This window comes from Actinacidiphila sp. bgisy160, assembly GCF_965342435.1.
Lineage (GTDB): Bacteria > Actinomycetota > Actinomycetes > Streptomycetales > Streptomycetaceae > Actinacidiphila.
Map to the genome: position 1 here is coordinate 31,679 of NZ_CBDRCM010000051.1, position 24,306 is coordinate 55,984.

General features: G+C 72.5%; 30 protein-coding genes. 14 read left to right on the forward strand and 16 right to left on the reverse strand.

Going from position 1 to position 24,306, the window contains the following annotated elements; genetic code table 11:
- Nucleotides 1-136: 136 nt before the first annotated feature.
- Together ACRWNP_RS29625 and ACRWNP_RS29630 are read right to left on the reverse strand one after the other, a co-directional pair.
- Nucleotides 137-670 (reverse strand): hypothetical protein, encoded by a 534-nt coding sequence (locus ACRWNP_RS29625; RefSeq protein WP_431966721.1) that lies wholly within the window; start codon nt 668-670, stop codon nt 137-139.
- Between the two features lie 104 nt (nt 671-774).
- On the reverse strand, nt 775-1,842 hold the full coding sequence (locus tag ACRWNP_RS29630) for a hypothetical protein (protein WP_431966778.1): 1,068 nt from the start codon (nt 1,840-1,842) through the stop codon (nt 775-777).
- 301 nt (nt 1,843-2,143) lie between these two features.
- On the opposite strand from ACRWNP_RS29630, the gene ACRWNP_RS29635 reads away from it, so the two are divergent.
- Nucleotides 2,144-2,281, forward strand: coding sequence for a hypothetical protein (locus ACRWNP_RS29635; protein ID WP_431966723.1), 138 nt, complete (start codon nt 2,144-2,146; stop codon nt 2,279-2,281).
- A 223-nt stretch (nt 2,282-2,504) separates the two neighbouring features.
- Here ACRWNP_RS29635 and ACRWNP_RS29640 read toward each other — a convergent pair whose 3' ends face one another.
- On the reverse strand, nt 2,505-3,902 hold the full coding sequence (locus tag ACRWNP_RS29640) for an FAD-binding oxidoreductase (RefSeq protein ID WP_431966725.1): 1,398 nt from the start codon (nt 3,900-3,902) through the stop codon (nt 2,505-2,507).
- Between the two features lie 704 nt (nt 3,903-4,606).
- On the opposite strand from ACRWNP_RS29640, the gene ACRWNP_RS29645 reads away from it, so the two are divergent.
- Nucleotides 4,607-5,275 (forward strand): enoyl-CoA hydratase-related protein, encoded by a 669-nt coding sequence (locus ACRWNP_RS29645; protein ID WP_431966727.1) that lies wholly within the window; start codon nt 4,607-4,609, stop codon nt 5,273-5,275.
- 39 nt (nt 5,276-5,314) lie between these two features.
- Here the strand turns inward: ACRWNP_RS29645 and ACRWNP_RS29650 are convergent, their stop codons facing one another.
- From ACRWNP_RS29650 to ACRWNP_RS29660, 3 genes are read right to left on the reverse strand one after another with little or no spacing between them, the layout of a single operon-like run.
- On the reverse strand, nt 5,315-6,043 hold the full coding sequence (locus ACRWNP_RS29650; RefSeq protein WP_431966729.1) for an SMI1/KNR4 family protein: 729 nt from the start codon (nt 6,041-6,043) through the stop codon (nt 5,315-5,317).
- A gap of 10 nt (nt 6,044-6,053) precedes the next feature.
- Nucleotides 6,054-6,614 (reverse strand): hypothetical protein, encoded by a 561-nt coding sequence (locus ACRWNP_RS29655; protein WP_431966731.1) that lies wholly within the window; start codon nt 6,612-6,614, stop codon nt 6,054-6,056.
- A 30-nt stretch (nt 6,615-6,644) separates the two neighbouring features.
- Nucleotides 6,645-7,043, reverse strand: coding sequence for a YybH family protein (locus ACRWNP_RS29660; RefSeq protein ID WP_431966780.1), 399 nt, complete (start codon nt 7,041-7,043; stop codon nt 6,645-6,647).
- A 142-nt stretch (nt 7,044-7,185) separates the two neighbouring features.
- On the opposite strand from ACRWNP_RS29660, the gene ACRWNP_RS29665 reads away from it, so the two are divergent.
- A complete protein-coding gene (locus ACRWNP_RS29665) occupies nt 7,186-7,788 on the forward strand; it encodes a GNAT family N-acetyltransferase (RefSeq protein WP_431966733.1) in 603 nt (200 codons plus the stop codon).
- A gap of 9 nt (nt 7,789-7,797) precedes the next feature.
- On the opposite strand, the gene ACRWNP_RS29670 is transcribed toward ACRWNP_RS29665, so the two are convergent.
- Nucleotides 7,798-7,986 carry a DUF4236 domain-containing protein gene (locus ACRWNP_RS29670; RefSeq protein WP_431966735.1) on the reverse strand — a complete coding sequence of 63 codons (189 nt, stop codon included), beginning with the start codon at nt 7,984-7,986 and terminating at the stop codon, nt 7,798-7,800.
- Between the two features lie 542 nt (nt 7,987-8,528).
- Here ACRWNP_RS29670 and ACRWNP_RS29675 point away from each other — a divergent pair.
- The gene (locus ACRWNP_RS29675) at nt 8,529-9,791 is read left to right on the forward strand and encodes an FAD-dependent oxidoreductase (protein WP_431966737.1); all 1,263 of its coding nucleotides are present in this window, start codon (nt 8,529-8,531) and stop codon (nt 9,789-9,791) included.
- A 401-nt stretch (nt 9,792-10,192) separates the two neighbouring features.
- Here ACRWNP_RS29675 and ACRWNP_RS29680 read toward each other — a convergent pair whose 3' ends face one another.
- Nucleotides 10,193-10,396, reverse strand: a complete 204-nt coding sequence (locus ACRWNP_RS29680) for a helix-turn-helix domain-containing protein (protein ID WP_431966739.1) — start codon at nt 10,394-10,396, stop codon at nt 10,193-10,195.
- 198 nt (nt 10,397-10,594) lie between these two features.
- Between ACRWNP_RS29680 and ACRWNP_RS29685 the strand changes: the two genes are divergently transcribed.
- The 6 genes from ACRWNP_RS29685 to ACRWNP_RS29710 all read left to right on the forward strand — a co-directional run bounded on the left by ACRWNP_RS29685 (nt 10,595) and on the right by ACRWNP_RS29710 (nt 15,405).
- On the forward strand, nt 10,595-11,194 hold the full coding sequence (locus tag ACRWNP_RS29685) for a sulfite oxidase-like oxidoreductase (RefSeq protein WP_431966741.1): 600 nt from the start codon (nt 10,595-10,597) through the stop codon (nt 11,192-11,194).
- Nucleotides 11,164-11,919, forward strand: coding sequence for a ferredoxin reductase (locus tag ACRWNP_RS29690; RefSeq protein ID WP_431966743.1), 756 nt, complete (start codon nt 11,164-11,166; stop codon nt 11,917-11,919). Before ACRWNP_RS29685 ends, ACRWNP_RS29690 begins: the two co-directional genes overlap by 31 nt.
- A 37-nt stretch (nt 11,920-11,956) precedes the next feature.
- A complete protein-coding gene (locus ACRWNP_RS29695) occupies nt 11,957-12,292 on the forward strand; it encodes a hypothetical protein (protein ID WP_431966745.1) in 336 nt (111 codons plus the stop codon).
- A gap of 151 nt (nt 12,293-12,443) precedes the next feature.
- Nucleotides 12,444-12,755, forward strand: a complete 312-nt coding sequence (locus ACRWNP_RS29700) for a hypothetical protein (protein WP_431966746.1) — start codon at nt 12,444-12,446, stop codon at nt 12,753-12,755.
- A gap of 667 nt (nt 12,756-13,422) precedes the next feature.
- Nucleotides 13,423-15,078: an ABC-F family ATP-binding cassette domain-containing protein gene (locus ACRWNP_RS29705; protein ID WP_431966748.1), complete on the forward strand. Its 1,656-nt coding sequence runs from the start codon at nt 13,423-13,425 to the stop codon at nt 15,076-15,078.
- 207 nt (nt 15,079-15,285) lie between these two features.
- Nucleotides 15,286-15,405 (forward strand): CGNR zinc finger domain-containing protein, encoded by a 120-nt coding sequence (locus ACRWNP_RS29710; protein ID WP_431966782.1) that lies wholly within the window; start codon nt 15,286-15,288, stop codon nt 15,403-15,405.
- A 93-nt stretch (nt 15,406-15,498) separates the two neighbouring features.
- Here the strand turns inward: ACRWNP_RS29710 and msrA are convergent, their stop codons facing one another.
- Both msrA and msrB read right to left on the reverse strand, forming a co-directional pair.
- On the reverse strand, nt 15,499-16,011 hold the full coding sequence (gene msrA / locus ACRWNP_RS29715; protein WP_431966750.1) for a peptide-methionine (S)-S-oxide reductase MsrA: 513 nt from the start codon (nt 16,009-16,011) through the stop codon (nt 15,499-15,501).
- Between the two features lies 1 nt (nt 16,012).
- The gene (msrB, locus tag ACRWNP_RS29720; protein WP_431966752.1) at nt 16,013-16,480 is read right to left on the reverse strand and encodes a peptide-methionine (R)-S-oxide reductase MsrB; all 468 of its coding nucleotides are present in this window, start codon (nt 16,478-16,480) and stop codon (nt 16,013-16,015) included.
- A gap of 152 nt (nt 16,481-16,632) precedes the next feature.
- On the opposite strand from msrB, the gene ACRWNP_RS29725 reads away from it, so the two are divergent.
- From ACRWNP_RS29725 to ACRWNP_RS29735, 3 genes are all read left to right on the forward strand, one after another.
- Nucleotides 16,633-17,310, forward strand: coding sequence for an RNA polymerase sigma factor (locus ACRWNP_RS29725; protein WP_431966754.1), 678 nt, complete (start codon nt 16,633-16,635; stop codon nt 17,308-17,310).
- Nucleotides 17,307-17,522: a hypothetical protein gene (locus ACRWNP_RS29730; RefSeq protein WP_431966756.1), complete on the forward strand. Its 216-nt coding sequence runs from the start codon at nt 17,307-17,309 to the stop codon at nt 17,520-17,522. Before ACRWNP_RS29725 ends, ACRWNP_RS29730 begins: the two co-directional genes overlap by 4 nt.
- A 299-nt stretch (nt 17,523-17,821) precedes the next feature.
- Entirely contained in the window at nt 17,822-18,418 is a 597-nt protein-coding gene (locus ACRWNP_RS29735; protein WP_431966758.1) for a GNAT family N-acetyltransferase, read from the forward strand.
- A 115-nt stretch (nt 18,419-18,533) separates the two neighbouring features.
- Here ACRWNP_RS29735 and ACRWNP_RS29740 read toward each other — a convergent pair whose 3' ends face one another.
- Nucleotides 18,534-19,169: an LAETG motif-containing sortase-dependent surface protein gene (locus tag ACRWNP_RS29740; RefSeq protein WP_431966760.1), complete on the reverse strand. Its 636-nt coding sequence runs from the start codon at nt 19,167-19,169 to the stop codon at nt 18,534-18,536.
- A 167-nt stretch (nt 19,170-19,336) separates the two neighbouring features.
- Here ACRWNP_RS29740 and ACRWNP_RS29745 point away from each other — a divergent pair, with 167 nt between their 5' ends.
- Nucleotides 19,337-20,509 (forward strand): HEAT repeat domain-containing protein, encoded by a 1,173-nt coding sequence (locus ACRWNP_RS29745; protein ID WP_431966762.1) that lies wholly within the window; start codon nt 19,337-19,339, stop codon nt 20,507-20,509.
- A gap of 52 nt (nt 20,510-20,561) precedes the next feature.
- On the opposite strand, the gene ACRWNP_RS29750 is transcribed toward ACRWNP_RS29745, so the two are convergent.
- From ACRWNP_RS29750 to ACRWNP_RS29770, 5 genes are all read right to left on the reverse strand, one after another.
- Nucleotides 20,562-20,960, reverse strand: coding sequence for a VOC family protein (locus tag ACRWNP_RS29750; RefSeq protein WP_431966764.1), 399 nt, complete (start codon nt 20,958-20,960; stop codon nt 20,562-20,564).
- 65 nt (nt 20,961-21,025) lie between these two features.
- The gene (locus ACRWNP_RS29755) at nt 21,026-21,343 is read right to left on the reverse strand and encodes a hypothetical protein (protein ID WP_431966766.1); all 318 of its coding nucleotides are present in this window, start codon (nt 21,341-21,343) and stop codon (nt 21,026-21,028) included.
- 55 nt (nt 21,344-21,398) lie between these two features.
- Nucleotides 21,399-22,208, reverse strand: a complete 810-nt coding sequence (locus ACRWNP_RS29760) for an ABC transporter ATP-binding protein (RefSeq protein WP_431966768.1) — start codon at nt 22,206-22,208, stop codon at nt 21,399-21,401.
- A complete protein-coding gene (locus tag ACRWNP_RS29765) occupies nt 22,205-23,287 on the reverse strand; it encodes a FecCD family ABC transporter permease (protein WP_431966770.1) in 1,083 nt (360 codons plus the stop codon). Before ACRWNP_RS29765 ends, ACRWNP_RS29760 begins: the two co-directional genes overlap by 4 nt.
- Entirely contained in the window at nt 23,284-24,288 is a 1,005-nt protein-coding gene (locus ACRWNP_RS29770) for a FecCD family ABC transporter permease (protein WP_431966772.1), read from the reverse strand. Before ACRWNP_RS29770 ends, ACRWNP_RS29765 begins: the two co-directional genes overlap by 4 nt.
- Nucleotides 24,289-24,306: the final 18 nt, after the last annotated feature.

A 24,306-nucleotide genomic window follows, 5' to 3' on the forward strand; every position in this document is an offset into this window, starting at 1 on the left:
TCCCCACATCGAACTGATGACGTAGCCCGTCGCCCTCTTCTGGGTTGAGAAGCGCGGCTTGTTGTCGGCCACCGGGAGCGTGCGGACATGCTGATGCGCGGTGGACTCCGCCTCTGGCGGCTCCACCGCCGGCGCGTCACACGTTGTAGGCGGCGATGTGGACCAGGGCCGTGTCGTCCCGCTGGTAGGTCACCGTGACCTCCATGTGGGACGACAGTTCGCCGTTCCACCGCTCCTCCGGCCGGTTGCCGAGGCAGAGGTCCGCCTTGCATGACTGGGAGACGGTCAGCCGGGGGAACGCCGCGGTCAGCCGGTCCGCGAGGCGCTCGCGCGGCATGCGGAAATCGGCGACGTATGCCTTGTCCATGAACCCGCGTGTGTTGGTGCAGACGACCTCGGTTGCCCCGGGGGGAATCGAACCGCCGAAGAACGACTCGGTTTCCGTGCAGTCCACGGAACGCGGATCCAGGGCGCGTGAGGAGATCCTGCCGTAGGCGAGAAGAGCGAAGAAGGCAAGGGCCGCGACGGTGGGGATTGCCGCGATGACATAGGGCCAGTTCGTCGTGCTGCCAACGGGTTTGCGGGGTCTCCATGGGCTGGTCAACCGTGCCTCACGGTCCGGTGAGCGCCAAGATCGGTCGATGGAGAGCGTGGCAGCATCCTTGAACATGTTCAACAGTGTTGGCGTGAAGGGCGGCGGCTCACGTGCCGGCCGCCCAGCACGCGACTCTCACTCGGGCTTCCGTCACCGGCTGCGCGTCGGTCAGTGACAGCTCATTGGATCAGGTCGGTGTGCGGATGCTCGGGGGAGGTCGGGCAGGCGTAGAGCTGCATGTTGTCGGCGCTGCCGACTTCCACCTTGGTCGGCTGCGCAGGGTCCTGGCCGGCGTGATGGCTTTCGGCACAGGCGGCAGCTTGGTCCTCGTACGGCGCCCAGCCGCGCTTGCCGTAGTCCCATTCGAGGGAGGCAATGGTCAGCAGCGGGACCATCTGTACCGCGCAGACGCTGCAGTATCGGGGATCGGGGTCGGTGCGGCCCCATGGGGGCCAGCCGCCGACCTTCCAGCCGGGAGCGTTTGCCAGATTGCCGTCGTAGAACTCCGCCGGACAGCTCGCGTACGAACTGTCCACGCCGGCGCCGGCGGCCTGCCATCTGCTCCAGTCCTCCACCATCAGCCGCATCTCGGGGCTGAGATCGAGGCTGTGGGGATACTCGGTGATCGCTTCCGGTGCCAGTCGACAGGGCTCCGGCACGTAGCCGTCCCAGTCCGCCTCGTAAGGGTCCGGCGGTAGAGCCAGGACGTCATCGACATCGGCCGCGGATCGCCAGAACAGCGCAGTCGCGGGCTTGGCATACGGTGCGTGGTCGTAGGGACACCAGAGCACTTGGAGCACGTCGGCCTTGCCGGGCGCCCGCAGGAGAGGGACATCGCGCACGTATAGCTGGGCGACGGGCAGCATGGGGACCGGACTCTCCGCGGGCCAGGGCGGGCCGGCTTCGAGTCGCTCCATGAACCTGGCGTCGTTGCGGTGCTGGATCGCCGTCTCCTCCGGCGTGGAGTGAGGACCTTGGGGATCACGGTGGAGTCGGGCTCGCCGGCGCCTGTCGAGGCGTATGTCCGCCGGCGACTTGCTTCGTCCGGTGCCGGGATGCACGGCTTCGCAGTGCGGCCAGGGCTCCTCGGCCGGCCACAACAGCGGGCCGCCGACGGAGCTGTCCCGGACCGAGGGCGACCCGGCACGTGGATGCAGCCGAATCGCCGCACGCGCCAACGGAGTCAACTCGGGAAAGACGGCGGTGACGTCGATTGGCCGCGGCGGAGTAGTACGTACGAACACCATGCCGGCGATCTTGCCACCGGCCACTGACAGGCCGCTGCCGCCTTGAACGGCGTCGGTCCTCAGTTGGTTGTGACGTTTACCAACTCGGCCACGGTGACGGCAAGCCTGCCTTTGTGGCAACTGTCGCGCTTCGGTTCGGGAGGCCGGGGGCTGAGCAGGTTCGGTGAGCCTGCGCCGGTGACGTGGGCGTGGCGAGGCAGGTGACCTCGGCGTGGGTGATGACGGCGAGTCCACGACGCCCGCCCAGGTGCAGCCGAGAGCGCACCGCGCCTGGCGCGGTCGACCGCCGTGGCCACCGGTCGTGAGTCGGCGCCCGGAGGTGACCTCCTCCGCGCCTGCCGAACAACTGGACCAACAACACCTGGACGTCGCCCAGGAGTACGTGAGGCAGCGCCAGTACGCCGACGCCGTGGGGGTCCGGCGCTCGCGTCAGGCCTGAACATCCGCCACGTCGCGCCTGCCGGGGTCTTCATTCGCGACGGATCGGACACCGCCTGGCCCCGATCCGCGGAGGGGATGGTAACTCCCCACCGAAGGGGAAGGACCACCACCTTGTCCATCGTCAAGGAGTTCATGGACCATTCTCAGCGGCGCCCGCAGTCAGGGATGAAATTGCCGCACGGCGAGAAGAGGGCCGCTGGTGACGCACTTGTGCCGGCCGCTTACGAGGTGGCGGGTGGGATGTTCTGGTTGGCGTGGAAGAAGTTGTGAGGGTCGTAGGTGTGTTTGATCGCGGCCAATCGGCCATAGTGATCGCGGTAGGTGCCATGGACCCGGTCGGGGCCTTCCTGTTCGCCGAGGAAGTTGATGTAGGCGCCACCCATGGAGTGGGGATGCAGGTCGGTCCAGTAGTCGACGCACCACTGGCGGATCAGTTCGGCATTGGCGGGTTCGGGGTCGATGCCGGCGATGACGCCGGACCACACGGCGTGCCGGTAGGCCCAGGCTGTGTCGTCGGTGCCGACTTGGCGGGTCGCCGCGTCGATGGGGTACAGGTGCATTGTGGACAGCCCGGTGGGGAGATTGTGGCCGTGCTGCTCGTGCACGCCTATGGCCTCGTCGGGGATGCTGTCGAAGAAGTCGCCGCGCCAGTACCACTGGAGCCCTTTTGGCATCAGTCCGTCGAACAGGCTTTGCAGGGCGGGGTAGGGCATGGGGCTGGTGAAGTGGAATGCCGGTGGTCCGGGCTCGTTGACGACGGTCAGCGCCTTCTCCAGGCCATCCCCTTCGAGGTCGCCTGTGTAGCACCACACCACGCCGCACACCTTCTGCCCGTGGATGGGTTCGGGGAAGGGCGGCCCGGGCGGCACTGTCAGCAAGGCGAAGAAGCCACTGAGTTCATCCGGTGCGGCGGGGAGGAAATCCCTGTACCACTGGAGTACTTCGCGGGCATGGTCGATGGGCCAAACGGTCAACCCGACACCGACGGTGTCCACGGGGTGCAGTCGGAAGGTGAACGAGGTGACGACACCGAAGTTGCCGCCGCCGCCCCGCAGAGCCCAGAACAGGTCCGGGTGGTCGCTCTCTGACGCGGTGACGAATGTGCCGTCGGCAAGGACGACGTCGGCGGACACCAGGTTGTCGATGGTCAGCCCGTACCTGCGGGTCAGGTGCCCGTGGCCGCCGCCGAGGGTGAGACCGCCGATCCCGGTGGTCGATATGGTTCCGGTCGGAGTCGCCAGTCCGAAGGCGTGCGCTGCGTGGTCGAGGTCGCCCTGCAGGCTTCCGCCGCCCACGCGCGCGGTTCTCGTTTGTGGGTCGACGTGCACCCAGCGCATAGGTGTCAGGTCGAGTGTCAGTCCGTCATCGATCAGGCAAAGCCCCGGACCACTGTGTCCGCCGCCGCGGACCGCCAGGTCCAGCCCGATGTCCTGGGCGAAGGAGAGCACGGCCCTGACGTCCGCTACGTCGACGCAGCCGGCAATCGCCGCCGGGCGCCGGTCGATCATGGCGTTGTAGATGCTGCGGTCCTCGTCGTAGCCTGCGTCTCCCGCAGCGACGACAGGTCCCCGCAGTGACTCGCGCAGGCCGTCCAGGGCCTGTTGGTTGATGCCGTCCATAGTCGAAAACCCCTGCTTATGCGCGACGCGGGGAGGGCGTCCGAGCGGGCTGCGCGAGCGTGAGACGCGCATCCGAATGCGTCTGTGTCGAGGACTGGCAAGGTGCCGCACCACTGTCAATTGTCCGCCTGCGCATTACCCCTCGCACGTCGGCTCTCCGCTCGGGCCCGGACAGGGTGAGCAGCCCACCCCGGGAGGACTTGGCCGTTGGGGACGGACCTCTTCGCGCCGGACGGTGGTGTTCGCGGGGGAGGGGGGGCGACTCGAACGCGCCTTGCTTGGCGAGGCATCGGGCCGCAGTGCCGATGGCGCGGTAGATGTCGTCGTGGGTCTGCGCCCCTCGGCGAAGGCGTCGCCCACAATCGATCACGTATTCGAGGTGGGTGTGGGGGCCGTGCCGGCCGTCACGTCGATCCTGCGGCACGACGGGCGGCCTTAGAACGCGACCGCCGAGTTCTCCCCGCGCAACGACGGTGGTTCCGAGGTGGCCTGGGCCGCGTGGGTCCGGGCGGGTGGGCCCGCAGTTCAATTCCCGCGTTCGGGGAAAGTTGGGGCGGACGCTTCCGGGAGGCGACCCCGGTACGGCGCGGCGGCGAACATCCGACGGGGAAGGGTGCGCGGGGTGGCGTCACCTGTAGCATGGGCATGCAGTTACCGACTGGTAGGTACGTCGGTGAGGGAGCGGGACCACCCAAGGAGCAGCCATGCCCACGCTCGACCGCCAGGACGACGTCTTCATCCTCGACCTCGGGGACACCGAGAACCGCTTCCATCCCGACTGGCTCGCGTCCGTCGACGCCCTCCTCGACGAGGTGGAGAAGGCGGAGGGGCCGCGGGCCCTGGTCACCGCGGCCACGGGGAAGTTCTGGTCCAACGGGCTCGACCTGGAGTGGCTCTTCGCGCACGCGGACCAGGCGGGCGCGTACGTCAGCGGCGTGCAGGCGCTGCTCGCCCGTGTCCTGACCCTGCCGGTGGCCACCGTCGCGGCGCTGCAGGGCCACACCTTCGCCGCGGGCGCGATGCTCTCGCTGGCCCACGACGTCCGGGTGATGCGCGCCGACCGCGGCTACTGGTGTCTGCCGGAGGCGGACATCAACATCCCCTTCACCCCGGGCATGTCGGCTCTCATCCAGGCCCGCCTGCACCCGCAGACGGCCCACGAGGCCATGACCACCGCGCGCCGTTACGGCGGTCTCGACGCGCTGGCCGAGCGCATCGTCGACGGTACGGCGGGGGAGGGTGAGGTCCGTGAGGCGGCGGTCGCCCTCGCCCGCCCTCTGGCCGGGAAGGCGGGAGCCACCCTCGGAACGATCAAGACCCGGATGTACGGCCCCGTGCTGGAGGCCCTCCGCCAGGAGGTCCCCCTCGGCTGAACCCGTGGCCCTTACACCGAGGGGGCGGGGCCGGAGGGGTCAGCGGGGGTCGTTGAGCCAGTAGCCGGGGAGGTCGTCGCGCACCCGGTCGAGCGCCTCCTCGGTGCGCGCCCGCGCCCACAGGAACGTCCGGTCGTCCTCGCGGAGTATGACGTCGGGGCCGGCGTACCAGCGCGCGCCCAGGTCCTCGCCGGGCGGGTACGCGGGGAACGGCAGCGGGGTGAACCGCCCGCTCAGGGCCTCGAACTGGGCGTCGTCGAGGTCGTCACGGAAGTCGCCGAGCTCGGACGGCTCGTGCAGCGACTCCGACAGGACGATCTCGACGCAGGCCCACGAGAAGCGGTCCAGCCACGCCGACCACCTCTCGGCCTCCTTGTCCGCGAGGTCCGGCTTCATGACGACCGGCGGATCGGGCTTGTGCAGGTCGCGCAGGAGGATGCCCCACGACGCGGCGCCCTGGTTCTCGTACCGGAAGACCAGCGCCTCCGCGCGGGAGTCCACGTGGAGTTCCGCCGGCGCGAGCAGCCTGTCGTGATTGCTGGTCAGGTCCGGGCGCCGCCCGAAGAGCCGGTAGGCGTCGCGCAGTACGGAGGGGAGGGCGAAGCCCAGGCGTTCCTCCGCGGCGGCCAGTTCGGGCTCACCGTACCCGTCGCCGTCCTGCAGGGGCGCGAGCCAGTGTCCGGCGAAGCCGCGTACGAACCGCAGGGCCCCGGCCGGGTCGGTCATGCCCGCGGCCAGCTCCCGGCGCACGTCGAAGTCGTCTGTCATGCCGGGCACGTTATCGCGCTGCCGGACCGTGCTCGCCGCCGCAGACCGCGCGCAGCGCGGCGACCGCCTCGTCGACCGCCTCCGGGCCGTGGACGCGCGCGGGTGCGGCCCGGTGAGGTGCGAGGACCACGTAGCCGGCCGCGAGATGGGACAGTCCGCCCCAGGGCTCCCGGCGGTGCGCGCGGGCGAGCACCGCCTCGCAGCGCGCGCAGCCGATCCAGGGGACGAGGTGGAGCTCCGCCAGGAGCGGGCCGTCGGCGACGGCCGACCCGGGGAGGGCGTCCGCGTCCGAGTCACCGATCACCGTGAGCGAGGTACCGCCGCCGCACAGGTCGAGGCACCGGGTCAGGCCCGGGCCGAGGGCCGGCCATGTGTCCCAGGCCTCGGCGGTCGCCGCGATCGTGGCCCACTCGGCCTCGCTGATCGCGGGCCGGTGTTCGAGGAGCCCCGCGACGAGGCGGCCGAGAGCGGCCTCCTGTTCGCCGATGCTCACGCAGTCCTCGACGTACTCGGCGTCAGCCGGCGGCAGGAGGGCGGCGAAGCCCCGCCACCGGTCCGTGTCCGGGATCATGCCGCCGAGGCTACCGCGACGAGGGGCCGGTCAGCCGGTGTGCGGGATGGAGTGGTGCTCGTGCGCGACCACCCACCGGCCGCCCTGCTTGCGCAGCCCGGGCGTGAGGCGGAGCCGGAGTTCGGGGTGCCCGGCGGGGTCCTGCGGGCTTCCGCAGCGGAGCGGGGCGTGCGCGAACGCCACCTCGTCGCCGGCGGTGACCGGCAGGGACACGATCGCGAACGAGGCTCCCCGGGCCTGCCGGTCGAAGAACGGCGGCCACACCTTCCGCCAGGCGGCGAGGCCGCGGACGCCGTCGTGGCGTGGTGGCACGTCGGACATCACGATGTCCTCGGCGTGGTCCGCGACCACGGCGTCGAGGTCGCCCTGGTGCACCGCGTCAGCCCAGCGCTTGATCAGCGCACGGATCCGCGCCGCGTCGTCCCGCAGGGTGCCCGCCCTCCCCTGCCGCCGACACCGCGCCCACCGTCCGTCGTCATCCTGTCACACGAGGGTGATGGGGCCGATGGGGCCGGTGGGCGGGAATCGGCGAGTTGGTGCGGGCGCGTGCCCGCCCGATTAGCGTGCGGATATGGCAGTACGCTTCCCCGCTTCGGTCACCGTCGACGGCCGGTACGCGCGGCTGGTCCCGTTGTCGCCGCTGCACGTGCCGGCGCTGTTCGCGGCGGCACGCGCCGACGAGGCGATGTGGCGCTGGCTCTCCACGACGCCGCCCGGTTCACCGGGGGAGATGGCGGCGCTGGTGGAGCAGCGGCTGGCGCAGGCCGCGGCGGGGGAGTCCGTGGTGTTCGCCGTCGTCCCGCACGCCACGCAGCGCCCGTCGGGCTGGGCCGCGTACGTCGACATCTCCGTCGTCGACGAGCGCGTGGACATCGGGTGGAGCTGGCTGGACCCGGCCCTGTGGGGCAGCCCGGTCCACCTGGAGACCCACTTCATGCTGGTGTACTACGCCTTCGAGGATTTGGGGTTCGGGCGCGTCCAGTGGCGCCTGGACGACCTCGACCTGCCGACCCAGGACGCGGTGTCCCGTATCGGCGGCATCCGCGAGGGAGTGCTGCGCCGGCACTGCCGCCGGGTCGACGGATCGTGGCGCGACACCGTGTACTACTCCCTGGTCGCCGCGGAGTGGCCCGCCGTGCGGGAGCGCTGGATGGCGGGCTGGATCCTCGAATGACGACGGGCGTCAGTGCCCCTTACGAGTGCGGCGCCAGGAGAACGGCCCCGGGAGATCGACGGATTCGGTGCGCTCACCGCGGGTGTTGACCGTGTGGTGGACGCCCTTGCCGCCCGTGGTGAGGGACAGCGAGCGCTTGTTGATGTTCAGGCGGACGCCGGGAAGGATCCGGAACGACTTGCGGAAGCGAAGAGGCACGTCGTGCTCCTTTCCGAGGGTTCGGTCCTGAATACGTCTGCCCTGCTGACGGCCTTTCATCGGGGACGCCCCCACCGGTGTGGAGGACCTCCCGCGTCAGCCCGGGGCGCCGCCTTCCGGCAGGCGCGTGGCGATGCCGTCGACGAGGAACGCCAGGCTGAGCGCGAACCGCTCGTCGAGGTCCGGCCCGGAGGGCGCCGCGTCCACCGCGCCGGCAGCGGGTGCCGCCTCACCGCCGCGGCCGGCTCGCGGGCGGCGGTGACGGTCGCGCCGCTGCTCCGGGGTACCGGGCCCACCGCGCCCGGCACAGATGCGTCGTCCACGAACGCCTGCAGGACCTCGTGCAGCTGCGGCTTCACCGATCCAGCCTTCCCTCGTGTGCCGTCACGGAGAGGACCTCCGCCACGGCGCGGACTCATTCGGTCCGCCCGTGCCGTGCGCCCGTTCGGCGGTGTGTTGCGGGGGGTCGCCCCGGGCACCCGCGTAGCGTACGGAAAGCCGGCCCGTATCGGGGTGTACACGGAGGAAAGGGCACCGGAACCATGCAGCAGGAGCGCGGTGGCCGCTGTGACGTGGTCGTGGTCGGGGCGGGCGCCGCCGGGCTGGCGTGCGCGGCCGACCTCGCCGTGGCGGGCCTGGCGGTGCGGGTACTGGAGGCCTCGGACGGCGTCGGCGGGCGGATGCGCACCGACCGGCATCGCGGTTTCCTCCTCGACCGCGGCTTCCAGGTCTTCAACACCTCCTACCCCCAGGTGAAGCGGCGTCTGGAGCTGGAGCCCCTGCGGCTGCGGCCGTTCACCCCCGGCGTGCTGGTGCACACCCCCCGCGGGCGGCTGCGTTTCGCCGACCCGACCCGTCCGCCGTACGCGACCTCCGACCTGCTGCCCGGACGGCTCGCCTCGGGGCGCGACCTGGTGGCGCTGGGCGTCCTCAGCGCCCGTGACATGCTGCTGCCCCCGGGACGGCTGCGCACGGGCGCGGACACCACGACGCTCACCGCGCTGGCCGCCGCGGGCATCTCGCCCGAGCTGGTGGAGACCCTGTTCCGGCCCTTCCTCTCCGGGGTCTTCCTGGAGGACGAACTGGAGACCTCCAGCCGCTTCTTCCACTTCGTGTGGCGCAGCATGCTGCGCGGCACCCTCGCCCTGCCCGCCGGGGGGATCGGCGCCGTGCCCGGGCAGCTGGCCGGGCGACTGCCCGAGGGCACCGTCCGCACCGAGGCCCCGGTGCGCGAACTGACCGGCGACGGGGTGCTGCTGGAGGACGGCACGGAGGTCACCGCGCCCGTCGTGGTGGTCGCCACAGGGCCGGGGGCGGCAGCGCGGCTGCTGCCCGGCCTGACGACCCCGCCGACGCGGACCGTGACGACCTACTACCACGCCGCGGACCGGTCGCCGCTCGCCGAACCGACGCTGCTGGTGGACGAACGCCGCCGCTTCCTCAACACCGTGGTCCTCACCGAAGTGCAGCCCAGACTGTCCCCGGACGGCCGCGCCCTGGTCGCCAGCTCCGTGCTCGGCGCGCCGGGCCCCGCCGACGAACCCGCCCTGACCGCGGCACTGTCGGACGCGTACGGCACGGACGCCTCCGTCTGGGAGCCGCTGCACCGCTGTACCGTGCGCGAGGCGCTGCCCGCGATGCCGGCGCCGCACCCGATGACCCGCACCACCCGCTTCGGGCCGGGGCGTCACGTGTGCGGCGACCACCGGGCGACCGGATCGCTCCAGGGCGCCCTCGCCTCCGGCGCACGGGCCGCCCGCGAGGTGCTGTCGGACCGCCGCCGGACGGCGACGCGGCTGCGCTGAGGAGCCGCGGAGACCCGTCGATCGCGGCGTCGACGAGGGCGGTGGCCATGGCACGGGCGCGGACGCCCGACCTGTGGCGTTCAGCGCGGTGCTGCGGGCGACGGCGCCGTCGTACAGGAGGGCGAGCCGTTCCCCGAGCTCCTCCGTGTCGCGGGTACCGGCCGGCCGTGCGAGGGCCGTCAGCCTGCGGGCGAACGCGGTCTTGCAGACGGCCACCAGCGCGTGGACCGGGTGGTCGGGGTCGGGGACCTCGAAGGCGGCGTTCAGTAAGGGGCAGCCGCGCAGCGGTCCGTCCGTCGTCCGCGGTCGCCGGTCGAAGACGGCCAGGAGTTGCTCCCGCGCATCCGGGCAGGGCTCCCCGGGGATCACCTCGGCGGGGAGCAGGCCCTCCTCGAGTTCGCTCAGACAGGCGTGACGAGCTCGTCCTTGCCGGTGAAGTGCGTGTACAGGGTGCGCTTCGAGGCGTTGGCGACCGTGGCCGGCTGGTCCATCCCGGTCGCGTTGACCCCCTGGGCGACGTACAGTTCGGTCGCCGCCACGAGGGTCCGCTCCCGGGCGACTCGGCCACCGAGCCGGCGCACGGGGGAGGAGGGCGCGTCGCTCATGCCTTGAGGATCCCGATCGTTCTCCTTCACTGTGAGCGACGGCCGCGGTGGGCCACGTAAGGGAACCGATCGGTTCACTCAAGGCTCGGCGGTCCACGCCGCGGCGGGCTCCGGTGGACCGGATCCCCCCGGTCCGCGATGCTGGTGTTCCGCACCACGGGCGAGCCGGGGCGGCGAGCAGAGGAAGGAAGGCGCGGCATGCCCATCATCTCGCGCGGATTCCACGGGCGGCGCCCCACGTCGGGCAACAAGCTTCCGCCGGGACAGTACGAGACCTTCGATTTCCCCGTCCTGTCCGCCGGTCCCACCCCGCGCATCACCCACGACGACTGGGAGTTCACCGTCACCACCGAGGACGGGACCGGCCACCGGTGGAACTGGGCGGAACTCATGGCGTTGCCCTCGGAGACGCCCACTGTCGACCTGCACTGCGTGACGAAATGGTCGAAGTTCGGCACCCACTGGCGGGGCGTCTCCCTGGACGTGCTGCTCGCCGACGTCGAGACCGCCGCCGAGTACGCGCTCGTTCACTCCTACGGCGGCTACACCACCAACCTTCCCCTGGAGGACCTCCTCGACGGGAAGGCGTGGATCGCCCACGAGTACGACGGGGACGAGCTCGCCCCCGAGCACGGCGGCCCCGCCCGGCTGCTGGTCCCGCACCTGTACCTGTGGAAGTCGGCGAAGTGGGTCCGCGGCATCCAACTGCTCCCGGAGGACGAACCGGGCTTCTGGGAGAGCGTCGGCTACCACGACTACGGAGACCCATGGCGCGAGCAGCGGTACCAAGGCGACTAGGCGACCGCCTGCGCTGGCAGGCCGCCGAACTGGTGGAACGGCGCGGCGAGTCCGTGGCGGCGACGACCCTCGTGTTCGACGTACCCGGCTGGCCCGGTCATCTGCCCGGCCAGCACCTCGACGTCCGGCTCACCGCGGAGGACGGCTACAGCACCCAGCGCAGCTACTCCCTGGCGTCCGCGGCCGACGGCGACCGGATCGAACTGACCGTCCAGCGCGTCGAGGACGGCGAGGTCTCGCCGTATCTGGCCGACGGCCTCGCCGTCGGGGACGCCGTCGAGATCCGCGGCCCCGTCGGCGGCTGGTTCGTCTGGCGCCCCGAGCAGACCGAACCGGTCCTGCTGGTCGCCGGCGGCTCCGGCGTCGTCCCGCTCATGGCGATGGTCCGCGGCCGTGCCGCGGCGGGTAGCCGCGCCCCGTTCCGGCTGCTGTACTCCGTGCGCACGCCGGAGGACCGGTTCTACGCGGCCGAGCTGGACCAGGGCGCCCCCGGCCTCGACACGACGCATGTCTACACCCGCTCGGCGCCGGACGGCGCGCCGCGCCCGGTGGGCCGGCTGCAGGCGCGCGACCTGGCCGAATGGGGCTGGCCGGCGGACTTCGAGCCCACCTGTTATGTGTGCGGCCCCACCGGATTCGTCGAGACGGCCGCGGGCCTGCTGGTGGCCCTGGGCCACTCCCCGGAGCGGATCCGCACCGAGCGCTTCGGTCCCAGTGGGGGATGACCCCGCGTCACCGCACCGGAAGGAAACCACCCCGCCCATGAGCGAGCGCTACGCCGCCCGCGTGATCGAGGTGCCCGACGAGGGCATTCGCCTCCACCCTGTGAAGGGCTCGGCACCGCCCGGGCAGCCGACCGAGGTCAACCTGCTCGGCATGGCGGTCGCCCTGGCCCTCGGCGCGGCCGGCTACGAGCACCACCCCGCCCTGCGCGACCCCCGGCTACAGACCCTTGAGGCACTGCTCGCGGGCGAGGCCGTCATGCCCTGGCGCCCGCCCGCCGCGGGGGCGGGGACCGCCGCGTACGTCGAGTGCGAGCGGTCCGGCTCCGGCGTCTTCACCTGCTCGGTACGGCACCGGCCCGCCGACGAGGGCTGAGCGCCGCTCCAGAACCGGGGTGGTACCACCGTTCCCAGGTACACCGGTGCCTCCCCGACCTGCGATGGAGGGCGGCCGGCCTGCCGTTGCAACGGATCGAGAGTGGTGGTCCGTGAGGCGGCCGCCACGGAGACCGCGAACGAGGAGAGCCGTGCCGATGCTTGCCACCGTCGCCCCCGAGGACCGCTGGTTCGTGGGATTGCGGTTCAGTACGCCCCAGGGGGCCGTGCGCAGCCACTACTACGTGGTCGAGGAGGCCGCCGACGCGCAGGACGCCGTGCGGACCGCGATGCGCCGCGCCGCGGACACGTACGAGTGCGCGGCGCGGGGGAACGCCGTGATCGACGGCGTCGAGGTGCGCCGCCTGCGGTGGAACCCCCTGGGCTGGGCCTACCTGGCCGCGTCGCACAAGGACGCCGGTGCGTCCCTGTGCCTCGCACACGGCGGCACGGCGGACCGCTGACACGTTGACGCCGGTCCACCCCCCGACCGGGCCCACCGCTTCCCGCCGCCCCGTCCCCGGTGGCGCTGCCGGCCCGTCGGTGGGCCGACTGGGCTGGGTCCTGTCGACGAAGCAGTTCCCTCGCCCGGGCACATCGACACCGATCGCGTCAAGGAACTCGCCGCCCTGACCGGTGGCGGGCGCCCGGAGGACGCCCTGCGCCGCCGGGACGGCCCCGCAGTCGACGGCCGCGGCCCTCCTCTCGACGGCCGCGTTGCCTCACCGGCGTCATGCCGCCCGTCGACGGCGGGGAGCGGGCGCTGTGACGGACCGGCGAACCGCGGCGCGGACCCCGCCCTCGCCATGGTCGCCCCTGCCCTTGGCGCGCTGGTCCCGCGCCTCACCGGCGGGGAGCACGCGGCACACCTGCCCGGCGGCCTGGCCGGACCCGGCCGCTGAACGGTTCTTCGGGGCGGCTGGTAGGGTGGCACGCATCTCCGAATCGGGAACCAAGGAGTCCGAACGTGGTGGGTGACGACGACATCTCCGGGTGATACCGGGTGTCCTCGGCCATGGGCGGGTGCGCACGACGCACCGACGCCGTGGCAGCTCCGTCCTGCCTTCCACACGTTCCTTTCCCGCGCGGCGGCCCCCTTGCCACGCGCGGCGACCTCCCGAGGGCCTACTCATGTCCGACGCGTACGTCATCTGTTCCCACCTGTCCTTCTCCTGGCCTGACGACACCCCCGTCTTCGAGGACCTGTCCTTCACCGTCGGCGGCGGCCGCACCGGGCTCGTCGCGCCGAACGGCGCCGGAAAGAGCACCCTCCTCAAGCTGATCGCGGGGGAGTACCGGCCACGCGGCGGCACCGTCACCGTCAACGGAACGCTCGGCTACCTGCCGCAGAGCCTGCCGCTGGCCGGCGACCTCACCGTGGCCGAGGTCATGGGCGTCGCCGACGTGATCCGCGCGATCGACGCCATCGAGTCCGGGGACACCGCCGAGGAGCACTTCACCACCATCGGTGACGACTGGGACATCGAGGAACGCACCCGCGTCGAACTCGACCGGCTCGGCCTCGGGGACGTCTCCCTCGCCCGGCCGTTGCGGACCCTGAACGGCGGCCGGATCGTCTCGCTCGGCCTGGCGGCCCAGCTCCTCAGGCGCCCCGACGTCCTGCTGCTCGACGAGCCCACCAACAACCTGGACAGCGACGCACGCCGCGCGCTGTACACGGTCCTGGACGAGTGGCGCGGATGCCTGCTGCTCGTCAGTCACGACCGCGAACTGCTCGACCGGGTGGACCGGGTGGCAGAACTCGACCGTGGCGCGCTCCAGTTCCACGGCGGCAACTACACCCGGTACGAGGAGGCCGTGCGGGCAGCCCAGGAGGCCGCCGAGCGGAACGTCCGCAGCGCCGAGCAGGAACTCAGACGTGAGAAGCGCGAGTTGCAGCAGGCCCGCGAACGGGCGGCTCGCCGGGCCGGCAACGCGGCGCGCACCCTCGACAGTGCGGGACTGCCCAAGATCTTCGCCGGGACGCTGAAGCGCCGCGCCCAGGAGTCGGCCGGGCGGTCGAACGAGACCCACTCCGCCCGGGTCGGCGAGGCCAAGGCGCGTCTGGACGAGGCGGGCCGGGCCCTGCGCGACGACCAGCGGATCGTGGTGGAGCTGCCCGACACGCGTGTCCCCGCCGGACGCACGCTGTTCGCGGGCGACGGGATGCGGATCCACTACGACGGGCGCGAGGTCTTCGCGGGCGAGGGCGTCGCCCTGACGATCCGAGGGCCGGAGCGGATCGCCCTGACCGGCTCCAACGGCGCGGGAAAGTCCACCCTGCTGCGTCTGCTCCACGGCGACCTCGAACCCGTGGACGGTGGCCGGGTCAGGCGGGCCGACGGCCGCGTCGCGTACCTCTCGCAGCGCCTCGACCTGCTGGAAGCGGACCGCACGGTGGCGGAGAACCTCGCGCGGTTCGCCCCGGCGACGCCGGAGGCCGAGCGGATGAACCTGCTCGCCCGCTTCCTGTTCCGGGGCCCGCGCGCCCACCTCCCGGTCCGGGTGCTGTCCGGGGGCGAACGGCTGCGCGCCACCTTGGCCTGCGTCCTGTGTGCCGAGCCCGCCCCGCACCTGTTGCTGCTGGACGAGCCGACGAACAACCTCGACCTGGTCAGCGTCGGGCAGCTGGAGAGCGCCCTGGCCGCCTACGAGGGCGCCTTCGTCGTGGTCAGCCACGACGTGCGGTTCCTGGAGCGGATCGGCGTCGACCGTCGGCTGCACCTGTCCGAGGGGCGGCTGCTGGAGACCGGCTCCGCCACCGCGGGGCCCGAGGTCCGCGCCTGACCACGCGCGGGGACGGGACACCCGGCGACCTCCAGAAGCTGCTCAGCGAGGTCGCCCGGGTGCCGCGGGTGACCGCGTACGGCATCGACCGGGTGCTGGAGGCCCCCGCCGGCCGCATTCCGGCCGGTCCGGGCCGTCACGGACTGGCGCGCGCTCCAGGAGGGCAGGTCCGGACGCCTGCGGCCCCGCACCAGCGACGAGTGCCGGCTGTTCCCGCTCGACCGCAGCAAGGCCGGCACCGCCCGCTGGTGCTCCATGGCGGCCCGTGGCAACCGGATGAAGGCCACGCGACACCACCGGCGGGCCCGCGCCACGGCCGCCGGCTGACGTACGACGGCGGCCCGGGGCCGCGAGGGCCCCGGGCCGCCGGGGGCCGCCACGCCGCCCGAGCCCGTCACCAGGGCGGCGCGACGGGGTCTTTCAGCCCTTCGCGCGGGCGGGCAGCCGCCAGTTCGGCCGCGGGAAGTGGCAGGTGTACCCCTCGGGGTAGCGCTCCAGGTAGTCCTGGTGCTCCGGCTCGGCCTCCCAGAACGGCCCGACGGGCTCGACCTCGGTGACGACCTTGCCGGGCCACAGGCCCGAGGCGTCGACGTCGGCGATGGTGTCCTCCGCGACGCGCTTCTGCTCGTCGTCCACGTAGTAGATCGCCGAGCGGTAGCTCATGCCGATGTCGTTGCCCTGGCGGTTCCGCGTCGACGGGTCGTGGATCTGGAAGAAGAACTCCAGCAGCGCACGGTAGTCCGTCTTCTCGGGGTCGAAGAGGATCTCGATCGCCTCGGCGTGGGTGCCGTGGTTGCGGTAGGTGGCATTGGGCACGTCGCCGCCCGTGTAGCCAACGCGGGTCCCGACGACGCCGGGCTGCTTGCGGATCAGGTCCTGCATGCCCCAGAAGCACCCGCCCGCGAGTACGGCCCTCTGTGTCTGTCCTGCCATGTCAATCCTCCGAATCGGTCCTGTCACCATTGTCGAACAACCCGAGGTAGGCCCCGTAACCTTCCCGCTCCAGGTCATCGGCGTGGACGAAGCGCAGCGAGGCGGAATTGATGCAGTACCGCAGGCCGCCCGTCTGCCGGGGGCCGTCGGGGAAGACGTGCCCCAGGTGACTGTCGCCCGCCGCCGAGCGGACCTCGGTGGCCAGCAGCCCGTAGCCCGGGTCCGGCCGCTCCACCACGTGTGTCCGGTCCAGCGGCCTGGTGAAGCTCGGCCACCCGCTGTGGCTGTCGTACTTGTCCACCGAGGCGAACAGCGGCTCGCCGGAGACCACGTCGACGTAGATCCCGGGTTCCTTGTTGTCCAGGTAGTCGCCCGTGAAGGGGCGCTCGGTGCCGTTCTCCTGTGTCACGCGGTACTGCTCCGGTGACAGTCGCGAGACGGCCTCCGGGTTCCTGCTGTAGCCGGTCACGGTCCCTCCTTGCTCGCGGCTCTCTCTTTTCCGTACGCCCATTGGTGACGGGAGACGACCGGGTCTTACCTGCCGGGAGCGACCGGTTTCCGGGCCGCGCGGCGGCCATCGCCGTGGAGGTGCGGGTGGGCGGCCGCGTCTAGGATCACTGCATGGATTCCGCACAGAACGACGGCCTGGCCGGTGACGGGGGCCGGGGCGGCCGGTCCATGGACGCGGAGTCCGCGCAGTGGGTGCGGGCGCTGTCGGCGGACGGCGGGGCGTACGAGGAGGCGAGCGCCAGGCTGCACGGGCTGCTGCTGCGGATCGCGTACGCGGAGGTGAACCGGCGCGGCTCCCGGCACGGCATCACCGGGCCGGAACTGGACGACATCGCCCACCAGGCCGCGGCCGACGCGCTGCTGTCGATCACCCGGAAGATCGGCGGGTTCCGCGGTGACAGCCGCTTCACGACCTGGGCGTACAAGTTCGTCATGAACGAGGTGTCCACCAAACTCGGCCGCCACTTCTGGCGGACCGCCGGCGTGCAGCTCGACCCCGAGGCGTGGGAACGGCTCCCCGACCGGCTCGGGGCCGACCCCGCCCGGCAGAGTGAGGCCCGTGAGCTCGTCGACGCCCTGCGCGAGGCCGTGGAGGAGGAGCTCACCGAACGCCAGCGCCAGGTGTTCACCGCGCTCGCGGTGAACGGCGTGGACGCCGACACGCTCGCCGCGGAGCTCGGGACGAACCGCAACGCGCTCTACAAGACGATGTTCGACGCGCGACGTAAGCTCCGTGCCCGGCTCGCAGCCAATGGACATCTGCCCCTGACGACAGCGAGGCGCTCATGAACGAATGGCAGGGCCTTGACGACCTCCTGCGCACCGACGCCCTGGACCCCGGCTGCGACGCGGCGCTCGACCTGATGGACGTCTACCTGGAGCTCTTCCTGGCGGACGCGGCACCCGAGCGGCGCTACCCCGGTGTCGCGGTCCACCTGCGCGGCTGCCCGGCCTGCGAGGAGGACTTCCGCGGGCTGCTGGCCGCGGTGACCGGCGGCTGACCCCGCTCAGGCGGTGAGCGGCGGGTTGAGCCGGTGGGGGAGGACGGCGTCCGCCCGGACCGGGACCCGCCCGGTGGCCACATGTCGCGGGGTGAAGCGGGCCCGGCGGCCGGTCCCTCCGCCGTCGCCGGGGGCCCCGGGCGCGGTCCAGTCGACGGCCGCGCCGCCGGACAGCTGCAGGGGTCAGTCTCGTCGGGGCGGGAAGTGACGGCGGTCCCGTGGTGTTGTGGAAGGCGCAGGCTTCGGGCGCCCGCCGGACGTACGGCCGGCGGAGCCCGCGACAGGGACGGAAGACGCAGATGACTGGAACGGCCGCGGCGCAGCGCGCGAAGGGCAACGAGGAAACCCGGATCGTCACCCCCCGGCTCGTCCTGAGGCCGTGGCGCACCGACGACGCGGAGGCGGCGCTGGCCGTCTACGGGACGGACGACGTGACGCGATGGCTGGCTCCGGCCATGACCCGGCAGCCCGACGTCGCCGCCATGCGGGAACTGCTGCGCTCCTGGGAGGAGGACGGGGCCGCCCTGGAACGGCCCGCCGGACGCTGGGCGATCGAACTGCGCGAGACCGGCGAACTCATCGGCGGAGCCGCCGTCCTGCCGCTCCCGCCGTACGGCGTGGACCTCGAGATCGGCTGGCAGCTCGCCCAGCCGTTCTGGGGCAGGGGCCTGGCCAGTGAGGCCGGACGCGCCCTGGCGGGGTACGCCTTCGCGTCGGGCGTCGACGAACTCTTCGCCGTGGTCCGGCCGCGCAACGACCGTGGCGCCGCCACCGCCCGCAGCGTGGGCATGGAATGGGTCGGGGAGACCGAGAAGTACTACGACCTGCGGCTGCAGGTGTACCGGCTGCGCAAGGGGGAGTTCGAGGCCTCCGCCGCGCCGGGGCCCGTGGGCTGACGCGGAGCGCGCGCCCGGCGGAGCGCAACATGCCGGGTGCCGGACCGTACGGAGCATGGTCCGGCACCCTTGTGTCATGCACGGCGCGTCACCACGCCGCCGTCGGCGACCTGGGTCAGTGACGGGCTGCGGCGCGACGCTTGCGGTTCGCGAGGAGCAGACCGCCGCCGGCGAGCAGCGCGACGGCCGCACCGCCCGCGAGCAGCGGGGTGGAGCTGGAGGCACCGGTCTCGGCGAGGTCGCCGGCCGGGGACTCGTCAGTGGAGGGGGTCGAGGGCGCAGCGGAGGGGGCCGTGCTGGCCGACTCGCTGGGCGTCTCGCTCGGCTTCGGGGACTCGGTGGTCTTCGTCTCCGTCGGGGTGGGGGTCGGGGTGGGCGTGGGCGTGGACTGACCCTCGCACACCGGGGCGATCTTCTTCTCGTCAACCGAGTACCTGTCGCCGTCAGCCGCCTTGACGACGAGGCGCACCTGCACCTCGGTCGTGTGGGCCGGCAGCGGCAGTTCCTTGTGGAACTGGTCGTGGAAGGTCTCGGTGGGCAGCAGGTCCTTGCCGTCCACCGTGATCGTCACGGTGTTGTCACCACGACCGTACTTGGTCAGGTCGACCTTCACGTTGGAGCACGTCACGTCCCACACGGGCGTGTGGGCGGACGCCGGGGTGGCGCACAGGCCGAGACCGATGACGCCGGTCGCGGCGGCTGCTATCAGGGTGCCGGGGCGGGCCCAGGCACGGCGGGGGGATGCGGTCACAAGTTCTCCAGGCTGTCGTCAAATCCGATGCCAATGGCAGCCGCAATTTACTCCCCCTCCTCACACCGCTCACTTCCGCCCCACAGCTAACGCGGAAACACGGGTGGAAGCGCCGGATTCGCGTGATGCGCACGGCCGTTGTCAGACCCCTGCTGAAGACTGCACCCATGTCCGCGAACGACGCCACCGCCGCCCTGCCCGACCCCGCCGCCCTGTTGCCGGCGACCGACTGGGCCGCCCTCTCGCATGCCTACGGGCCCGCCGACGGCACCCCGTACGACCTGCTCGGCCTCCTGCACGACGACCCGGAGGTGCAGGCGGAGTCGTTCGGCCGACTGGAGATGTCCGTACTGCACCAGGGGTCGTTGTACTCCGCGACCGCGCCGGCCGCGCTGTTCGTCGCGGCCATCCTGAACGACCCGCGCACGCTCGCCGTTCACGAGAGCTTCTTCCCCTGGGACGACCGGGTCCGGCCGTTGCGTGCCGCGCTCCTGGAATGGCTGGGCGAACTCGCCGACTCCGCGGCGTACGAGGACGACGAGGACGACGAGGACGACGGGGACGACGGGGACGACGGGGACGACGAGGAGTCGGCCGAGGAGATCGCGGCGATCGAGGCGTGCCGTGCCGTCCGGCCGCAACTGTTCGACGCGGTCGCGCCCTGGCTGGACGACGCGGACGCCACCGTCAGGGAAGCGGCCCTCGGCGCGGTGACGCATCTGCTCCGGGCGCCCGAACTCGCCGATCGCGTACCGGCCGCGGCCGGGCGATTGGAGCGGATCGCCAAGGGCGGCGGCGACCGCCGCGAACGGGCGGGCGCCCTCCTGTCGCTGGGCGCCTGGGGCCATGACACCGGCGGGTTCCTGACCGACCCCGACCCCGCGGTACGCGCGTGCGCCGCCCTGGGCACCACCGGCCCTGGCGCCGTGCCGGCCCTGCTCGACGCGCTCGCGGACCCCGGGGCCGCCGACGCGTGGTTCGACGAGCCGCTGCCCCAGTTCGACGGCTGGTTCCGCTTCACCCTGCTGCGCGGACTGCTCGGCCGCGCCCGGCACTTCGACGAGGTCCTCCCGGCCGCGCTCGCGCTGGCGCCGATGTACAACCAGCACACCGTCGACAGCGAGTGGGGCCCGCTCCTCGCGCTCGCCTTCCCGACGCCGTACGTCCCCGGCCATCCGCTGACGGACGCGCAGCGCGCCTTCCTGCGGGTCCTGGTCGACCAGGACGCCTGCTGGGGCAACATAGCCAACCGCGTCTCGTGGCTGCGGGCCGCGGGGCTCCCCTCGGACCGCGAGCCGTTGCGGGATCTCCTCGCGGCCGCGCCGCCCGGCACGAGCTGAGCGCGCGGCCCGGTCCGCAGGGCGGCTGCCGCGAGGCCTCGCCGCCCCCTCATCAACCGCCATCCCGGAGGTAGCTCGCGCGTCCGTCGTCGTCGAGCTCGAACGGCCCCTCGGGGACGACGCAGAACTCGTTCCCCTCGGGGTCGGCCATGACCAGGAACCCGCCCTCCGCGTACTCCTCGAGCACCCGCCCGCCCAGCGCCTGGATCCGCGCCCGCTCCGCCGCCGGATCGGCCGAGGCCACGTCGAAGTGGACCCGGTTCTTCCCGGACTTGGGCTCGCCGGTCCGTTGGAAGCCCAGACCCGTCCCCTCGCCCCGCGCGAGCCAGACGTACGGCCCGATCCGCGCCACGACTGCCCGTCCCAGCAACTCGCCCCAGAACGCGGCCAGCCGCTCCGGATCCGTACAGTCGACGACGAGGTCCCTGATGCCCACATGCGTGCCGCTCATGACGCGATGCTCCCAGACAGCGCCGCGCAGGCGCCCGGCGGATCGTTGCCGGACCGGTTGCTGCCTCAGCTCTCGTCGAGGGGCAGTGACGCCACGAACTCCGCCAGGCCAGCGGCCTGCGGCGGCACCTCCTGGGTGAGGAAACGCCGGTAGTGGTCGGCGACAAGGCGGCGTGGTTCCGCCTCGGCCGGTGCCGCGCCGGTGAGTTTGAGGGCGACCCGATGGGGTTCGCCCGTCATGCGCAGGGGGCGGGCGTGCGCGTCGAACCCACAAGTGAACTCCTCCGGCAGTTCCCAGTAGGCCTCGGCGTGCGCGACGTCCTTCAGGACGTACATATGGAGGTCGTCGTCGAAGAGGATCACAGGGCCTGCCGGTGCGTTCACCCGGGCAGTATGGCGGAGTCCGGCGGCCTCCGCCGTGCCGTTCGGCGGGAAGAGGTCAGTCGGTGGCCACGGGCTGCCAGGGGACTCCGGGGACGACCAAGGGGCTGCCAGTCACCGGGTCCGGGACGATGACCGAGGTGAGGCCGAAGACCTCGTGGACGAGTTCCGCGGTGACGATGTCGCGGGGCGGGCCCTGGGCGACGATCCGGCCGGCCTTCATGGCGATGAGGTGGTCGGCGTAGCGGGCCGCCTGGTTGAGGTCGTGGAGCACGGCGACGACCGTGCGCCCGCGCCAGTGGTTGAGACGGCGTACCAGGTCCAGCACCTCCACCTGGTGGGCGATGTCGAGGTAGGTGGTCGGCTCGTCCAGCAACAGCAGGTCCGTCTCCTGCGCGAGGGCCATGGCGATCCACACCCGCTGGCGCTGCCCGCCGGACAGTTCGTCCACCGGCCGGTCCGCGAGGTCGGCGGTACCGGTGTGCTCCAGGGCCTCCGCGACGGCGCGTTCGTCGGCCTCCGACCACTGCTGCCACCACTTCTGGTGCGGCTGGCGGCCCCGCGCCACGAGGTCGGCGACGGTGATGCCGTCCGGCGGCGTGGGGCTCTGCGGCAGCACGCCGACGGCGCGGGCGATCTGCCGGCCGGGGATGCGGGCGAGTTCGGTGCCGTCCAGCAGGACCGTGCCCGAGCGCGGCTTGAGGAGCCGGCCGAGCGCGCGCAGCAGCGTGGACTTGCCGCAGGCGTTGGGGCCCACGATGACGGTGACCCGGCCGTCGGGGATCTCCAGGTCCAGGCCGTCGACGACGGTGCGGTCCTCGTACGCCAGGGTCAGTTCCCGGGCGCTGAGTCTGCTGGTACGGCTCATGAGGTGGTGCCTCCGGAACGGCTGCGGGTGCGGGCGATCAGCCACATCAGGTACGGGGCGCCCACCGCGGCGGTGAGGACGCCGACGGGGAGTTCGACGGGGGAGAAGAGACGCCGGGCCAGCAGGTCGGCGACGACGACCACGAGCGCGCCGGTCAGCGCCGAGGACAGCAGCGGGATCTGCGCCGTACGGGTCAGCCGCCGGGCGATCTGCGGGGCGAGGAGGGCCACGAAGTCGACCGGCCCGGTGGCGCCGGTCGCCACGGAGGCCAGGACGATGCCGAGAGCGGTGAGTCCGAGCCGTACCCGGGCCATCCGGATGCCGAGGGCCACGGCGGTGTCGTCGTCGAAGGACGCCCCACGCTGGGCCCTGGCGGCCCAGAGCACCGCGGGGACCGCCAGAAGCAGCACGGTCGCCAGGGGCGCGGCCTGGTCGTAGCCGCGGCTGTTGAGCGACCCCGTCAGCCAGACCTTGGCCTGCTGAGCGACGAGGAAGTCGCCCTTGGTGAGGAAGAGCTGCGTCAGCGAGCCCAGGGCGACCGATACGCCGATACCGACGAGGACGAAGCGCGAGGCGTGCAGTCCGCGGCGCCAGGCGAAGACGTAGACCAGTAGTGCCGCCGCGAGCCCGCCCGCGATCGACACGTACGGGAGCGCGGTGTACGAGACGAGCCCGAAGCTCATCGCGGCGACCGTCGCGGCGCCCGCGCCGTGCGTCACGCCGATGACGTCTGGGCTGGCCAGTGGATTGCGCGCGACGGTCTGGACCAGGGCCCCCGCGATGCCGAAGGCGACCCCGGCGAGCAGGCCCACGACCAGCCGCGGCAGCCGCAGCGTGCCGACGACGAGCTGGTCGGGACTCGGCCGGCCGAACAGGACGTCGACGACCTCCGCCGGGGAGACGAAGGACTCGCCGACGCAGAGGTAGACCACGACGGCCGCCGCCAGCAGCACGGCCAGGACGAGGGCGACGAGGACGGCCCTGCGGTGGACCAGGAAACTGCCGCGCCCGCGGCGCAGGACGGCGTGGCCGGCGGGACGCACGGAGCGGGCGGCGGCCGCGGTCTGCGCGCGGCTCATGCGGCGACCACCGTCCGGCGCCGGACCAGCGCGATGAGGAACGGCACGCCGAGCAGAGCGGTCATGACGGCCACCGGTACCTCCGAGGGCGGGAAGACGATACGGCCGAGCACGTCGGAGGCGAGGATCATCACCGGTCCCAGGAGGGCGGCCACCGGCAGCACCCAGCGGTGCGCGGCGCCGACCAGGGCGCGGGCGATGTGCGGAACGGCCAAACCTGTGAAGGCGATCGGCCCCACGGCGGCTACGGCGGCGCCGGTCAGCACGGTCGCCCCCACCGCGCCCAGGACGCGGAGCAGCGCCACGTTGTGGCCGAGGCCCTTGGCCGCGTCGTCGCCGAGCGCGAGCGCGTCCAGGCCCCGGGCCATCGCCGCGACCAGCAGCAGCCCGGCCGCCACGAACGGCCAGATCTGGCCGATGACGTCGCTGCCGCGGCCGCTGATCGAGCCGACCTGCCAGAACCGGAACTCGTCCAGCGCGTGGGCGTCGGTCGTGACGATCCCGGAGACCACGGAGGCGAGGAAGGCGTTCATCGCGGCGCCCGCAAGCGCGAGCTTCACGGGGGAGGCACCGCGGTAGCCGCCCGCGGCGACGGCGTAGACGGCGAAGGCCGCGACCGCCGCGCCCACGAACGCGAACCAGACGTACCCCGTGAGCGTGTGCACGCCGAGGAACGCGATCGCGCACACCACCCCGACGGACGCGCCCTGGCTGACGCCCAGGATGCCGGGTTCGGCGATGGGGTTGCGGGTGACGCCCTGCATCACGGTCCCGGCGACGGCGAGGGCCGCGCCCGCCAGCACTCCGATGACGGTGCGCGGCACGCGCAGCGCCCGCACCACCTGGGCGTCGTCACTGGTGCCGCCGTGCAGCAGGGCCTGGACCACCTCGCCCGGGGCGATCTGACGGCTGCCGACGGCCAGGCTCAGCAGGACGGCGATCAGCAGCATCACCGCGCACCCCACCAGCCAGGCGATACGGCGACGGGTCGGTCGCGCCATGCGCCTCGCTCACTTTCT